This window comes from Helicobacter pylori (assembly GCF_030062585.1).
Taxonomy (GTDB): Bacteria; Campylobacterota; Campylobacteria; order Campylobacterales; family Helicobacteraceae; genus Helicobacter; species Helicobacter pylori_CN.
Map to the genome: position 1 here is coordinate 809,231 of NZ_CP071935.1, position 14,970 is coordinate 824,200.

General features: G+C 39.5%; 13 protein-coding genes. 6 read left to right on the forward strand and 7 right to left on the reverse strand.

The window, feature by feature from the left end; translation table 11 throughout:
* The first annotated feature begins 96 nt into the window (after positions 1-96).
* A complete protein-coding gene (locus J5F42_RS03775) occupies positions 97-1,317 on the forward strand; it encodes an HD domain-containing protein (protein WP_283491589.1) in 1,221 nt (406 codons plus the stop codon).
* Positions 1,317-2,021: a Fic family protein gene (locus J5F42_RS03780; RefSeq protein ID WP_283491590.1), complete on the forward strand. Its 705-nt coding sequence runs from the start codon at positions 1,317-1,319 to the stop codon at positions 2,019-2,021. The genes J5F42_RS03775 and J5F42_RS03780 overlap by 1 nt, the downstream gene beginning before the upstream one ends.
* Before the next feature lie 11 nt (positions 2,022-2,032).
* Here J5F42_RS03780 and J5F42_RS03785 read toward each other — a convergent pair whose 3' ends face one another.
* The 5 genes from J5F42_RS03785 to J5F42_RS03805 all read right to left on the reverse strand — a co-directional run bounded on the left by J5F42_RS03785 (position 2,033) and on the right by J5F42_RS03805 (position 6,901).
* The gene (locus J5F42_RS03785) at positions 2,033-3,277 is read right to left on the reverse strand and encodes an RNA polymerase factor sigma-54 (protein WP_283491591.1); all 1,245 of its coding nucleotides are present in this window, start codon (positions 3,275-3,277) and stop codon (positions 2,033-2,035) included.
* Positions 3,278-3,279: 2 nt separating this feature from the next.
* Positions 3,280-4,002, reverse strand: a complete 723-nt coding sequence (gene lptB / locus J5F42_RS03790; RefSeq protein WP_000353240.1) for an LPS export ABC transporter ATP-binding protein — start codon at positions 4,000-4,002, stop codon at positions 3,280-3,282.
* A 12-nt stretch (positions 4,003-4,014) separates the two neighbouring features.
* Positions 4,015-4,416 carry a tRNA (adenosine(37)-N6)-threonylcarbamoyltransferase complex ATPase subunit type 1 TsaE gene (gene tsaE / locus J5F42_RS03795; protein WP_021175853.1) on the reverse strand — a complete coding sequence of 134 codons (402 nt, stop codon included), beginning with the start codon at positions 4,414-4,416 and terminating at the stop codon, positions 4,015-4,017.
* Positions 4,413-6,200 carry a DNA polymerase III subunit gamma/tau gene (locus J5F42_RS03800; RefSeq protein ID WP_283491592.1) on the reverse strand — a complete coding sequence of 596 codons (1,788 nt, stop codon included), beginning with the start codon at positions 6,198-6,200 and terminating at the stop codon, positions 4,413-4,415. The genes tsaE and J5F42_RS03800 overlap by 4 nt, the downstream gene beginning before the upstream one ends.
* 68 nt (positions 6,201-6,268) lie before the next feature.
* Positions 6,269-6,901 carry a LysE family transporter gene (locus J5F42_RS03805; RefSeq protein ID WP_000498348.1) on the reverse strand — a complete coding sequence of 211 codons (633 nt, stop codon included), beginning with the start codon at positions 6,899-6,901 and terminating at the stop codon, positions 6,269-6,271.
* Positions 6,902-7,159: 258 nt separating this feature from the next.
* Here J5F42_RS03805 and J5F42_RS03810 point away from each other — a divergent pair, with 258 nt between their 5' ends.
* The 3 genes from J5F42_RS03810 to sabA (J5F42_RS03820) all read left to right on the forward strand — a co-directional run bounded on the left by J5F42_RS03810 (position 7,160) and on the right by sabA (J5F42_RS03820) (position 10,313).
* The gene (locus tag J5F42_RS03810; RefSeq protein WP_283491593.1) at positions 7,160-7,582 is read left to right on the forward strand and encodes a DUF1104 domain-containing protein; all 423 of its coding nucleotides are present in this window, start codon (positions 7,160-7,162) and stop codon (positions 7,580-7,582) included.
* 27 nt (positions 7,583-7,609) lie between these two features.
* On the forward strand, positions 7,610-8,071 hold the full coding sequence (locus J5F42_RS03815; RefSeq protein ID WP_078303596.1) for a sialic acid-binding protein: 462 nt from the start codon (positions 7,610-7,612) through the stop codon (positions 8,069-8,071).
* A gap of 334 nt (positions 8,072-8,405) precedes the next feature.
* Complete coding sequence (gene sabA / locus J5F42_RS03820) at positions 8,406-10,313, forward strand: Hop family adhesin SabA/HopD (RefSeq protein WP_283491603.1); 1,908 nt, start codon at positions 8,406-8,408, stop codon at positions 10,311-10,313.
* A 77-nt stretch (positions 10,314-10,390) separates the two neighbouring features.
* Here sabA (J5F42_RS03820) and J5F42_RS03825 read toward each other — a convergent pair whose 3' ends face one another.
* A complete protein-coding gene (locus J5F42_RS03825) occupies positions 10,391-11,722 on the reverse strand; it encodes an anaerobic C4-dicarboxylate transporter (RefSeq protein ID WP_283491594.1) in 1,332 nt (443 codons plus the stop codon).
* Positions 11,723-11,796: 74 nt separating this feature from the next.
* Between J5F42_RS03825 and J5F42_RS03830 the strand changes: the two genes are divergently transcribed.
* A complete protein-coding gene (locus J5F42_RS03830; RefSeq protein ID WP_283491096.1) occupies positions 11,797-12,849 on the forward strand; it encodes an asparaginase in 1,053 nt (350 codons plus the stop codon).
* 140 nt (positions 12,850-12,989) lie between these two features.
* On the opposite strand, the gene sabA (J5F42_RS03835) is transcribed toward J5F42_RS03830, so the two are convergent.
* Positions 12,990-14,939 (reverse strand): Hop family adhesin SabA/HopD, encoded by a 1,950-nt coding sequence (gene sabA, locus J5F42_RS03835; protein ID WP_283491097.1) that lies wholly within the window; start codon positions 14,937-14,939, stop codon positions 12,990-12,992.
* Positions 14,940-14,970: the final 31 nt, after the last annotated feature.

Genomic DNA, 14,970 nt, shown 5'->3' on the forward strand with positions numbered 1-14,970 from the left:
GTGGTACGCTAAGATTTTTCAATCTTGTGCGATCCAATCAGTATTTCTTAATAAGATCATAGCTTTAATATTCAAAATAATATAGAAAGGAAAGTTATGTATGCGGCTCATCCTATTAAACCCCTAAAAGCCCCTAAACTCAAGACTAAATTTTTAAGGCGTGTGTTTGCGGGCGCGTCTATTAGGCGTTGGAATGACCAAGCATGCCCTTTGGAATTTGTGGAATTAGACAAGCAAGCCCATAAAGCGATGATTGCGTATTTACTCGCTAAAGATTCAAAAGACAGGGGTAAAGATTTAGATTTAGATCTTTTAATCAAGTATTTTTGCTTTGAGTTTTTGGAGCGCCTGGTTTTAACCGATATTAAACCCCCTATTTTTTACGCCCTCCAACAAACGCACAGCCAAGAATTAGCCTCCTATGTCGCGCAAAGTTTGCAAGATGAAATCAGCGCGTATTTTTCTTTAGAGGAACTCAAAGAGTATTTAAGCCACAGACCCCAAATTTTAGAAACTCAAATTTTAGAGAGCGCGCATTTTTATGCGTCTAAGTGGGAGTTTGATATTATTTATCATTTTAACCCCAACATGTATGGCGTGAAAGAAATTAAAGATAAAATTGACAAGCAACTCCACAATAACGATCATTTGTTTGAAGGGCTTTTTGGGGAAAAAGAAGATTTGAAAAAATTGGTGAGCATGTTTGGGCAGTTGCGTTTCCAAAAGCGCTGGAGCCAGACCCCAAGAGTGCCGCAAACCAGTGTCTTAGGGCATACCTTGTGCGTGGCGCTTATGGGGTATTTGTTGAGCTTTGATTTAAAAGCTTGTAAAAGCATGCGGATCAATCATTTTTTGGGCGGGCTTTTCCATGATTTACCCGAGATTTTGACCCGAGACATTATCACGCCCATCAAACAAAGCGTTGCAGGGCTTGATCACTGCATTAAAGAAATTGAAAAAAAGGAAATGCAAAACAAAGTCTATTCTTTTGTGTCTTTGGGCGTTCAAGAAGATTTGAAATATTTCACCGAAAACGAGTTCAAAAACCGCTACAAAGACAAGTCCCACAAAATCATTTTCACTAAAGACGCTGAAGAATTATTCACGCTTTATAACAGCGATGAATATTTTGGGGTTTGTGGGGAGCTTTTGAAAGTGTGCGATCATTTGAGCGCGTTTTTAGAAGCTCAAATCTCTCTTTCTCATGGCATTTCCAGTAACGATTTGATTAAAGGGGCTCAAAACCTTTTAGAATTGCGATCCCAAACGGAACTGCTTGATTTGGATTTAGGGAAATTGTTTAGGGATTTTAAGTAATGAATTATAAAGAATTATTAGAATTTAACGATTACGCTATGGATTTAACCATTCGCACAGCTCATCATAGCACTGCTATTGAAAACAATCCTTTGAGCCTTGCTGAAACTATAAGTATTTTAACCACTGAATACATTCCTAGAGAAATGCCTCAAAGAGCTTTCTTTGAAGTGAAAAACTATCAAAACATGCTCTTCTTTCTATTAGAAAATCTGAATAAAGGACAAAGCGTTGATAGTTTTTTTATAAGAGAGTTGCATGGGATTTTAATGAATTTTTTACTCCCTAATAAGGGGGCTTTCAAAACGACTGATAATACGATTTTAGAAGCTAGTTTTGAAACGACCCCTCATTTTCAAGCGCCTATGGCTATGAAAGAATGGTGCGATAATCTCAATTATAAGATGAAAACCTTACAAGATAAAGAAGAAAAACTAAAAACTATTTTAGAACAACACATTTTGTTTGAAAGGATACACCCTTTTAGCGATGGTAATGGTAAGGTGGGCAGAATGCTAATCTTTTATAGCGTTTTAGAGCAAAACTTAATACCATTTGTGATCACCAAAGAACAAAAAGAGGCTTACATTAAGGCTTTAGACACGCGCAATACAGAAAGCTTATACCAACTCGCCAAAGTATCCCAAGAGTTTGAACTCACACGCATACAAGGGCAAATGATACTCAATAAGAATAAGCCCTAAAATCATGGTTTTCAAGCGCGCATCAAATAGAGCCTTTTTCTCTCGCTTGAAGAAGCGATGTTGAGCAATTGGCGGTATTTGGTGATCGTTCTTCTTACCATTTTCAAATGGAATTTTTCTTCAATGAGTTCTAAAATCTTAGCGTCGCTCAAAGGCTCTTTTTTGTCTTCATTTTTGATCAATTCTAAAAGATAGTCTTTAATCACAGCGTTTGAAGTCTCGCTATTGTCTAAGGCGGTGCTAAAGAAATGCTTAATAGGGAAAACCCCCCTTTCGCATGCCAAATATTTATTAGAAATGGCCCTTGAAATCGTGCTTACAGAGTGGTTAAACTCATTGGCTAAATCTAATAGCTTTAAAGGACGCAATTCCTTACCCTTAAAAAAATCGTATTGATACTCTAAAAGCATGAGGCCGATTTTATAAATCGTGGCCTTTCTTAAATTTAACGCGTCAATTAAATCTTTGGCCTCTTTTAGTTTTTCTTTCAAATAATCGCTATCCTTAAAGCGATTTTCTTCTAAACTGATCGTCGGGTAGCTCTCATCATTCAAACGCACGATGATTTCATTATCCACTTCTAGAATAAAAAGCTCAGGAATGACTTCTATTTCTTTTTCTAAAAACTCAATGGCTGGGGGGTTTTTAAAGGATTTTAAAATCTTTAAAGCCTTTTCATAATAAAAATCTTTAGAAAATTCATGGTGTTTTTCTAAATTCAAAATGATTTTTCGCGTTTCTTCATAAAGCTCATTATCGTCCAATTCCCTACTCTCTAACTGGAATAAAAAGCTCTCTTTCACATCTTTAGCGCCAATGCCAGCGGGATTAAGGTAACTAAAACGCTCGCGCACTTTTTCATAAACTTCGCTCTCTACCCCTAAAATCTTAGCCCTTTCTTCAATGTTTTCTTCAAAATACCCTTCACCATCCAACCCGCTGATAATATCCATAGCGATTTTTTGAGAGGTTTCAGTGGGAAAGAGAGGGGGAATGATTTGAGATTCTAAAGTTTCAAAAAGACTTTTAGATGCGGTTGCGAAATTTTCTAAATGATCGCTGCTCTTTTTAGCGCTAAAACGATCGCTAAAATTTTTGATGCGTTTGTTTTCAATTTTGATTAAGGGGTTATCTAAAGCGTTTTGTTTCAACACTTCTTCCAAGTCTTCAAGCTCGCTTTGTAAAATGGGAAGCCACCCTTTTAAGGTAGCGTTTAATTTGTTTTTAGGGCTAAGGTTTGCACGTAAGATCGCCATATTCACACCTTAAAATTTTCCCCTAAATAATACTTACGCACCAAAGCGTTTTCATAAATTTCATTAGCGTTCCCGCTCGCTAAAAGCGTGCCGCTTTTAATCACATACGCCCTGTGGCACACGCTCAAAGTCTCTCGCACATTGTGATCAGTAATCAACACGCCGATGTTTAGCTCAATCAGGCTTTCAATGATTTTTTGAATGTCAATCACTGCAATCGGATCCACGCCCGCAAAAGGCTCATCTAATAGCACGAATTTAGGGTTTTTCATTAAAGCCCTAGCGATTTCTACGCGCCTTCTTTCCCCCCCACTCAAACTCATGCCCTTGCGCTCTCTTATGGCTTGGATATTAAAAGCATCAAGCAAGCTTTCCATTTTTTCTTCGCTCTCTTTAGAGTTTTTAAAAGTGCTCTCTCCTGCTAGGGCCAGATTCTCTTCCACGCTCAATTCTTTAAAAATGCTAGATTCTTGGGGCAAGTAGCCTATGCCTAAATTAGAACGCTTGTGTAAAGGGTATTTAGCTAAATTCACATCGTTTAAATAAACGCTCCCCCCACTAGGCTCTAAAAGCCCACATATCATATAAAAGGTGGTGGTTTTACCCGCCCCATTAGGCCCTAAAAGCCCCACCACTTCGCCGCTTTTCACTTCTAAAGAAACATCTGAAACGATTTTGGTTTTTTTAATCTGTTTGTTTAAATGCTCTGCTTTTAAAATATCCATTCAAGCGACCCTTTAAGCGATCTTTATCGTATAAAAACGGCTAGTTGATTCGGTTTTGATTTCCACAACCTTAATAGCTAAATCGTATTTTTTTAAAATTTTTTCTAATTTTTCATCACCCCATTCCACAAAATGAATCCCCTTTTCTAACAAACACTCCAACATGCCAAGCTCCAAGCAAGCCTTTAAATCGCGCATGTAAAAATCGTAATGGAACACGCTCTCGCTATAAGCATGCATCAAGCTAAAGGTTGGGGAAGTCGCTTGAATGTCTAAACCCAAATGTTTCAAGCACGCTTGAACTAAGGTCGTTTTACCGCTCCCCACAACGCCCTTTAAAAGCACCACTCCCTTAAAATCATCTTTTAAAATTACAGCCGCCACTTTGTCCAACTCATCTAAATTCGCCCTCATAACAATTCCACGCTTTTGATTTCAAACTCGCTCTTAATTTCTTCAATCAGCTCAGAGTGGTTAGCCATAAATTCTTGCAACGCTGTTGGGGCTTCTTTGGGTTTGGCTTCTTTAGTCTCTTTAGTTTCGTTTTCTTTAATCTCTTTTTCTTGAACCTCTTTAGTGTCGTTTTCTTTCGTTTGAAGCGCTTTTCCAACCGCTTCTTTAGTATCGTTTTCTTGCATTTCAGCCGTCGTTTCGGTGGTTGGTTGGGGTAAGATTTTTTCCCTTAAAGAAGAGATTTTAAAATCTTTAACCTCTTGAGTTTCTAGAGTGCTTTTATTTTCCAAATGATGTTTTAAAGCGATTTTGATATTTTCGCCCTTTCCAAAAACCCCATCAACGATACTTTTCACGATTTTAAATCGTTCTCTTAAAAGCTCTTTATCTTTATTGGTGGCTAAAGACTCCCAAGTCAAGGTTTTAGTTTGGCTGTCAAAATCAATGAAACGGATATTTTTTTCAAACACCGCCCCTAACTCATAATTGCGCTCATAAACCAATGTTTGAACTTGCTTGAAAAGGTTGTGAAAAATGCGATCTTTAGCTGAAAGCATGGGAGTTTGCGGGGTTTCTGCACTCTCTATTCTTTCTGCACTCTCTCTTTTTTCTGTTCCCTCTATTCTTTCTGTGCTTTTGGGTTCTTGTTTAGGGGCGTTAGCGTTTTGATTTATTGGTTTAAAAACGCTTTCTTTGCTTTGTTCTAATTCCAAAATCGCATCGTCTAGGGCTTTGAGTTTCAAAGCTTCTTTGAATTTCATTTTCAATAACAACAGCACAAAACTGGCATTTGCCCCTTCTTTCAAAAGACTGAGACTATTCATAATGATTTTAAAAAAGCGCTCTATCAAAAGGATAGAATACGAATCAGGGCTTAATAATTTCGCTTTCAAAAAAAGCATCATTTCTTCTAAAACGCCCTCTGTTTCATAATTTTCTAAAATGGCATAACGCTCTTGCAATCGCACTTCATCTTGGTTAATTAGGCTTTGGAAAAAATCTTCTAAAACGCTTCGGTCAATCGCCCCTAACATTTCAGCCACCTTGCTTTCTGTGATAGCGTTATCGCAATAATTGATGGCTTGTTCTAAAAGAGTGATCGTATCCCTCAAACTCCCTTGCCCGCTGTGAGCCAGTTTTTCTAACGCGCTGTTTTCATAGCTCACTTGTTCTTTTTCTAAAATGGTTTTTAAATGAGAAATAACGGAATTTTCAGGGATTTTTTTAAACCTGAAATGCTGGGTGCGGCTGAGTATGGTAGCGGGCAATTTCAAGGCATCCGTTGTCGCTAAAAGGAATTTCACATGGCTAGGAGGCTCTTCTAAAGTCTTTAAAAGCGCGTTAAACGCTTCAGTGGTGAACATATGCACTTCATCAATGATAAAGATTTTATAGCGCCCAAAGCTTGGTTTGTAGCGCGTTTGCTCTATGAGGTTACGGACATCATCAATCCCCCTATTAGACGCCCCATCCATTTCTATAATATCTATGTGGTGGTTGTTTAAAGCGCTCTGGCATTGGATGCAAGTATCGCAAGGCACGGCTTTTGGCCCTTCTTCACACATCAAAGCCCTAGCAAAAATCCTAGAAGAGCTGGTTTTGCCTGAACCTCTTAATCCGCTGAATAAATAAGCGTTAGCCAAACGCTGGTTGTCTAGGGCTAAAGAAAGCGTTTTAGCCACGCTCTCTTGACCGACTAGCTCGCTAAAATGTTTGGGGCGGTATTTTAACGCTAAAACTTGCATATTGATTGTAATCCTTAAAACTCATTTAGGAGTATTGTAATGCAAAATGACTTAAAACTAGCCCCTTTTTAAGTTTTACTCAATAGCGCTAAAAAATCCCTGAATAAAGTAACGCTGAGCGTTCCCATGATAGCGGTTACAAAGAGATTCACGCCCATAAAAATTTTTTGGTTGTTTAAAAGTTTAGAGCCATAGCGTAAGGACAAGGTGCATAACAATAAAAGCCAAGAAAGAGCCGCCGATAAAGTGCCGGCTAGAAAGACGAATTTTTGAGCTAGGTTAAAAGATAAAGCGCTCGCGCCAATTAAAAACACCATTTCCAAATACACTTGAGGGTTGAGTAAAGTAACGCCTAAAGTGAACAATAAGGTCTTTTTTAAGGATAGTTTTTTGGGGGTTTGGACTTGCTTCTTTTTAAAGGTTTGAAAAAGGGTTTTTAAAGCTAAAAAAGCGTAAAATCCGGTAAAAACTGCCCCAAATAAATTCAAAAACAAACTCAAATAAAGGTTTTTCGCAAAATAAGCCCCCACGCCAAACACGCCCATGCTCATTAACACAATATCGCACATAAAACACAGAGCGCAAATCAAAAACACATAATTCCTAGCCATGCCTCGCTCTATAATAAACAAGGATTGCGCCCCCACCGCCGCGCACAAAGAAATCGCTAAACCAAAACCTTCTATAAAAACCACAAACATCTTGATCCTTTCACTCAAAATAAGCTAAAACCATAACGCTACCATCAAAAATTCAAAAACGATATTTTAAAATTTTAGGGTTTAAAACGACCTTTATAAATAAAAATTAAATGATGATACACAATGGTTGCACGAAATTTAAAAACCCCATTTTTTACCGCTCTTAGTGGCGTTTGAGAATAAGTTAAAATTAATATGGTAAAATGCCAAAATTTGCTGTCGTCATGCGGCAAAAATTTAGACAACAAGGAATTGGGAATGAGAAGGAGTTTGGCTTTTTGCCTGTTAGCTTTGCTTGGATTACAGGTTTTAGGCGCTAGGGATTTTTCGCAACTCAAAAACGAAGAACTTTTAAAATTAGCAGGCACTCTGCCTTCTAATGAAGCGATTGATTATCGCATGGAAGTGTCTAAACGCCTTAAAGCTTTAAACGCTGAGGACGCTAAGAAATTCCGCGCGAATTTCAGCCAGATCGCTAGGAAGAATCTTTCTAAAATGAGCGAAGAAGATTTCAAAAAAATGCGTGAAGAAGTGCGTAAAGAATTAGAAGAAAAAACCAAAGGTTTGAGTGCTGAAGAAATCAAGGCAAAAGGACTTAATGTGAGCGTTTGCAGCGGTGATACGAGAAAAGTTTGGTGTAGGGCTGTTAAGAAAAAAGACGAACATTGTTCTCCTAAGTGAGATAAAATTTAATTTAAAAGGAAAAATATGAAAAAAGCGTTGAAAATACTTTCTATTAGCGCGTTGTTATTTGTGGCTTTAAACGCCAAAGATTTCAGCAAAACAAGCGATGAAGATTTGGCTAAAATGGCTGGTGTTGTCGCTCCTCAGGATATTGTGGATTACACAAAAGAGTTGAAAATGCGCATGAAAAAAATGCCTGAAGACAAGAGAAAGGCGTTTCATAAACAATTGCATGAATATGCGACTAAAAACACAGACAGCATGACCGTGGCGGATTTTGAAGCCCGCCAAAAAGCCATTAAAGAAGCGCTTAAAAAAGGCAACATGGAAGACATGGATGATGATTTTGGGTTGAGATCATGCAAGCATGGGAAAATGCACAAACACCATAAACATGGTGGTCATGACAAACATGGCAAAGGGCATGACAAAGAACAAGGCAAAAAAGACCACGATCACAATGATCATGGCGAAAATGAAAAATAGAGCTTAAATTACACCCCTTTCTCTATCAAAGCTTCAAATTCTTTAAGCAGAAATCCTAAACGCTTTGTGGCGTTTGGGACAAATGCGTTCTGTTAAGCGTTATCAAAATTCTGTTCTCATTGAATATTGCTTATAAAATTCAAAAGATGGTTTCATTATTACAAAAATTAACAATCCAAAGATAAATAGATTAAAAACACCCCAAAATCTTTTTTTTTTTTTGAAATCCAATAAATTTATGGTAAAGTTAAACATATTGTAAATAAACTTTCATTTCTATTCATGTTTATTTACAATAAAAAAATTACTTTAAGGAACACTTTATGAAAAAACAATTTTTACTCTCTCTCTCTCTCTCGCTTCATCGCTCTTGCATGCTGAAGACAACGGCTTTTTTGTGAGCGCGGGCTATCAAATCGGCGAAGCGGTGCAAATGGTCAAAAACACTGGTGAATTGAAAAACTTGAACGACAAATATGAGCAATTAAGCCAATCTTTAGCCCAACTGGCTTCGTTAAAACGAAGCATTCAAACGGCGAACAACATTCAGGCTGTCAACAATGCTTTAAGCGATTTGAAAAGCTTTGCGAGTAACAACCACACAAACAAAGAAACATCGCCCATCTACAACACCACGCAAGCTGTTATCACTTCAGTATTGGCTTTTTGGAGCCTTTATGCGGGGAACGCTCTCAGTTTTTTTGTGAACAATTTGAATGATGGATCTAATGCTCCTCTTGGAAGAATCCATAAAGATGGGAACTGCACAGGATTACAACAATGTTTTATGAGCAAAGAAACTTATGATAAAATGAAAACGCTTGCTGAAAACCTCCAAAAAGCTCAAGGCAATCTCTGTGCCTTATCAGAATGCTCTAGCGATCAATCAAGTGGAAACAAAACTTCCATGACTACAGCTCTTAAAACCGCGCAAGAGCTTATGGATTTAATCGAACAAGCCAAGGTTTCTATGGTGTGGAAAAATATAATCATCGCAGGTGTTACAAACAGACCTGGTGGTGCTGGTGCTATCACATCCACTGGTCCTGTAACCGACTATGCGGTGTTTAACAACATCAAGGCGATGCTACCTATCTTGCAACAAGCGCTCAAACTAACTCAGAGCAACCACACCCTATCTACTAACTTGCAAGCTCAAGCTATGGGATCTCAAAAAAATCGTGAATTTGCTAAAGACATTTACGCTTTAGCTCAAAACCAAAAGCAAATCCTTTCTAACGCTTCAAATATATTCAATCTCTTTAATTCTATTCCTAAAGACCAACTTAAGTATTTGGAGAACGCTTACTTGAAAGTGCCACATTTGGGTAAAACCCCTACTGACCCTTACAGACAGAATGTGAATTTGAATAAAGAAATTAATGCGGTTCAAAACAATGTAGCTAATTATGGCAATCGGATTGATTCGGCTTTAAGCGTGGCTAAAGATGTTTATAACCTAAAATCCAATCAAACAGAGATTGTAACCGCCTATAACGACGCTAAGAATTTGAGCGAAGAGATTTCTAAACTTCCCTATAATAAGGTCAATGTAACAAACATCGTTATGTCGCCTAAAGATCCTACAGCGGGCCAATACAACTACCAAATCAACCCAGAGCAGCAATCCAATCTTTCTCAAGCTTTAGCGGCGATGAGCAATAACCCCTTTAAAAAAGTGGGCATGATCAGCTCTCAAAACAATAACGGCGCTTTGAACGGGCTTGGCGTGCAAGTGGGCTATAAGCAATTCTTTGGCGAAAGCAAAAGATGGGGGTTAAGGTATTACGGCTTTTTTGATTACAACCACGGCTACATCAAATCCAGCTTTTTTAATTCGTCTTCTGATATATGGACTTATGGCGGTGGGAGCGATTTGTTAGTGAATATTATCAACGATAGCATCACAAGAAAGAACAACAAGCTTTCTGTGGGTCTTTTTGGAGGCATCCAACTAGCAGGGACTACATGGCTTAATTCTCAATATGTGAATTTAACAGCGTTCAATAACCCTTATAGCGCGAAAGTCAATACTTCCAATTTCCAATTTTTGTTCAATCTCGGTTTGAGGACCAATCTCGCTACAGCTAAGAAAAAAGACAGCGAACATTCCGCGCAACATGGTATTGAATTAGGCATTAAAATCCCCACCATTACCACGAATTACTATTCTTTTCTAGGCACTCAATTGCAATACAGAAGGCTCTATAGCGTGTATCTCAATTATGTGTTCGCTTACTGAGTGATGCAGGCTCTCTTTTTTAAGGGAGGTGTTAAAAAATACCGCAACATCAAGCTTTTTATCATTGATGATGAAATCTACAAAACCAACGGCGCGACAACAAACCCTAACGCCACGCTCAAAGACACGACTAAAACCCCAGGGATCAAAAACGCATGATCAAACACATAACGGCCCATTTTAGTGGTGCCGGTGTTATCCATAGCGATCGCTCCTAGTAAAGTGGGGTAAGTGGGTAACACAAACAACGCCGAAACGCTCGCAAAAGAAGCCACGATAATATACAAATGCTCGGTATGATGAGCGCTAATGCCTAGGGCTGTGATCACGCTTGGGATGAGCGCTTTAGAGGTGGCAGCTTGCGAATACAAAAGCATGGAAGCCAAAAAAAGCGCTACGGCTAATAAAAACGGATAGTCTGCAATCAAAAACGAAGCGTATCGCTTGATTTCATCTATATGATTGCTCACAAAAGTATCGCCTAGCCATGCCACGCCTAACACGCACACGCACGCTTGCATGCCGGATTTAAACACGCTTGAATGAGCGATTTCATTAGCGTTGATCTTACAAAAAAGCGCAATGAGAGTCGCCACGCTCAGCATGAAAGACACGATCGCTTGATCTCTGCCTAAAACCACCGGGCTAATCAAAGCGATATTTTTAGAAATCGCGCTCGCATAAAAAACGATCGCTACAACCCCACCGATAAAAATCCATAGCGATAATTTCGCGCTTTTTGAGGTTTCTTTTTCTTTTTTCATCATAGGGGGCGAAATTTTGCCCGCTTCCAAGCGTTCTAAATAATTCGGGTCGCTGTCTAACTTTAAATTAGTGAAACTCATCACAAACGCCGTGAGCATGCAAGCTAAAAAAGTTGTAGGGATCCAAACCATTAAAAGGGTGAGATAATCCGCCCCTAAAGGCTCTAAAATACCGCTCATAAACACCACCGCTGCGCTCACCGGGCTTGCGGTAATAGCGACTTGACTAGAGACTACTGCTAAGCTTAAAGGCGCTTTGGGTTTGATGTTTTGGCTCTGGCTCACTTCCACAATCACCGGGATCAAAGAAAAAACCGTATGCCCAGTGCCGGCTAGTATCGTTAAAAAATACGCCACGCTCGGCGCGAGGTAATTGATTTGCTTGGGGTGTTTCCTTAAAATTTTTTCAGCGATTTTGACTAAGTAATCCAAGCCCCCCGCTTTTTGCATGGCGCTGATAGCGCTAATGACTGCCATGATGATTAAAATCACATCAAAAGGGATTTTGCCCGGATTTAGCCCCAAAAATAAGCATAAAATAAGCACGCCCAAGCCCCCAGCATAGCCCACTCCCAAGCCCCCTAGCCTTGCCCCTAAAAAAAGCGAAAAAAGTAACACGATAATTTGAAAAAAGGCATCCACCATTAACCCTTTTAAATTTATTTTAACAACGATTCACTATACTATAAAATCTTTTAAATTTCAAAAGGTAGTCTATAATGAGAATGTTTTTGAAATTCTTGATTCTCTTATTTTGTTTGAAAGGGCAAGTTATGGCTCAAAATTTACCTACCATTGCTTTACTAGCGACAGGAGGGACGATTGCCGGGAGCGGCGCGAGTGCGAGTTTGGGCCGTTATAAGAGCGGTGAGTTGGGCATCAAAGAGCTTCTTAAGGCTATCCCTAGTCTTAACAGACTCGCTCGCATTCAAGGGGAGCAGGTTTCTAACATCGGCTCACAAGACATGAATGAAGAAGTATGGTTCAAACTCGCCAAGCGCGCCCAAGAATTGCTAGATGATAGCCGTATTCAAGGCGTTGTCATCACGCATGGCACGGACACTTTAGAAGAGAGCGCGTATTTTTTAAATTTAGTTTTACGCTCCACAAAACCGGTGGTGCTAGTGGGAGCGATGCGTAACGCTGCTTCTTTGAGCGCGGATGGCGCTTTGAATTTGTATAACGCGCTGAGCGTAGCGATCGATGAAAAAAGCGCGAATAAAGGCGTGTTGGTGGTGATGGATGATAGTATTTTTAGCGCTAGGGAAGCGATTAAAACGCACACCACCCACACTTCCACCTTTAAAGCCCTAAATAGTGGCACGATAGGGAGCGTGTATTATGGCAAGGTGCGTTATTACATGCAACCTTTAAGAAAGCACACGACAGAGAGCGAATTTTCTATTTTAGAGCTAAAAACCCCCCTGCCTAAAGTGGATATTATTTACACGCATGCTGGCATGACCCCTGATTTATTCCAAGCGAGCCTGAAATCGCATGCAAAAGGCGTTGTGATAGCCGGGGTGGGTAATGGGAATGTGAGTGCTGGGTTTTTAAAAGCAATGCAAGAAGCGGGCCAAATGGGGGTGGTTATCGTTCGTTCTAGCAGGGTAGGCAGTGGTGAGGTTACTTCAGGCGAGATTGATGACAAGGCTTATGGCTTTATCACAAGCGACAATTTAAACCCCCAAAAAGCTAGGGTGCTTTTACAACTCGCTTTAACTAAAACAAACGATAAAGAAAAAATCCAAGAAATGTTTGAAGAGTATTGAACGATTCTCTTAGATCACCCAATTATTAAAGATAATTGGGTGATTTGGTTTATTTTGTTTTTGACTTTATTTTCATCAAATATTGATAACTATCAAAATAGATTTTGATGAAGCTCCCCCTATTTTAAAAAAGAGAGTTTTTAATAAGCAAACACATAATTGAGGTACACGCTATAGAGCCTTCGGTATTCTAGCTTAGTGCCTAGAAAAGAATAATAATTCGTGTTAATGGTGGGGATTTTAATGCCTAATTCAATACCATGTTGCGCGGAATGTTCGCTGTCTTTTTTCTTAGCTGTAGCGAGATTGGTCCTCAAGCCGAGATTGAACAAGAATTGGAAATTGGAAGTATTGACTTTCGCGCTGTAAGGGTTATTGAACGCGGTTAAATTCACGTATTGAGAATTAAGCCATGTAGTCCCTGCTAGTTGGATACCTCCAAAGAGACCCACAGAAAGCTTGTTGTTCTTTCTTGTAACGCTATCGTTGATAAAATTCACTAACAAATCGCTCCCCACGCCATAAGTCCATATGTCAGAAGAAGAATTAAAAAAGCTGGATTTGATGTAGCCGTGGTTGTAATCAAAGAAGCCGTAATACCTTAATCCCCATCTTTTGCTTTCGCCAAAGAATTGCTTATAGCCCACTTGCACGCCAAGCCCGTTCATTGCGCCGTTATTGTTTTGAGAGCTGATCATGCCCACTTTTTTAAAGGGGTTATTGCTCATCGCCGCTAAAGCTTGGTTAAGATTGGATTGCTGCTCTGGGTTGATTTGGTAGTTGTATTGGCCCGCTGCTGGGGCGTTTTGATCGTGAGGTAGTGTAATAATGTCTTTTGTATTGACTTGGTTATAGGGGAGTTTAGAAATCTCTTGGCTTAGATTATTGGCGTTGCTATAGGCTGTTACAATGTTTGCTTGATTGGATTTTAGGTTATAAACATCTCTAGCCACGCTTAAAGCCGCATCCACCCGGTTACCATAATAACTCACATTGTTTTGAATCGTTTGAACTTCTTTATTCAAATTCACATTCTGTCTGTAAGGGTCAGTAGGGGTTTTACCCAAATGTGGCACTTTCAAGTAAGCGTTCTCCAAATACTTAAGTTGGTCTTTAGGAATAGAATTAAAGAGATTGAATATATTTGAAGCGTTAGAAAGGATTTGCTTTTGGTTTTGAGCGAAAGCGTAGATGTCTTTAGCGAATTTGGGGTTTGTTTGAGATCCTGTAGCTTGAGCTTGCAAACTAGCAGATAGGGTGTGGTTACTTTGAGAAAGCGTAACCGCTTGTTGCAAGATAGGTATCATCGCCTTAATGTTGTTAAACACCGCATATTGCGTTGGGTAATTAGTGGATGTGATAGCACCGGATGCGTTTGAAACGCCACTGATGACGATATTTTTCCACATCATAGCCGTCTTAGTGTTTGCGATTAAATCCATAAGCTGTTGCGCGGTTTCAAGAGCGTTGCTTACGGTTGAGTTTGGCGGGTTTGATGTTGAGTCTGTTGTGGCGCATCCGGATAAAGCGCAAAGATTGTTCGCTTTAGTGGCAGAGTTTGTTTGAGCTGCTTGGAGGCTTTCAGCGAGCGCTTTCATCTTGTCGTAAGTGGTTTGATCCATAGCGCAATTTTCAAGTCCTGGGCAGTTGCTGACAATTGTGCTAAAAGGAGGGTTACCCTGAACGCTAGCGGCGTGATTCCCATTACCCACAAAAAAAGTGAAATAGTTCCCCGCATAAAGACTCCAAAAACCCAATACCGAAGTGATAACGGCTTGCACGGCGTTAAAGATGGGCGATTGGGTGGTGCTGTTGTAGTTGTTGTTGGTAAAGCTTTTTAAATAGTTTAAAGAGCTATTGACCAGCTCAATGTTGTTGGCGTTTTGAATGCTTTGCTTCAACGAAGCCACTTGATTTAAATACTGGTTTAATTGCTCGTATTTTTCGTTCAAGTTTTTCAATTCGCCGGTGTTTTTGACCATTTGCACCGCTTCGCCGATTTGATAGCCCACGCCTACAAAAAAGCCGTTGTCTTCAGCGTGCAAGAGCGATGAAGCGAGAGAGAGAGAGAGTAAAAATTGTTTTTTCATAAAGTGTTCCTTAAAGTAATGTTTTTGTTGT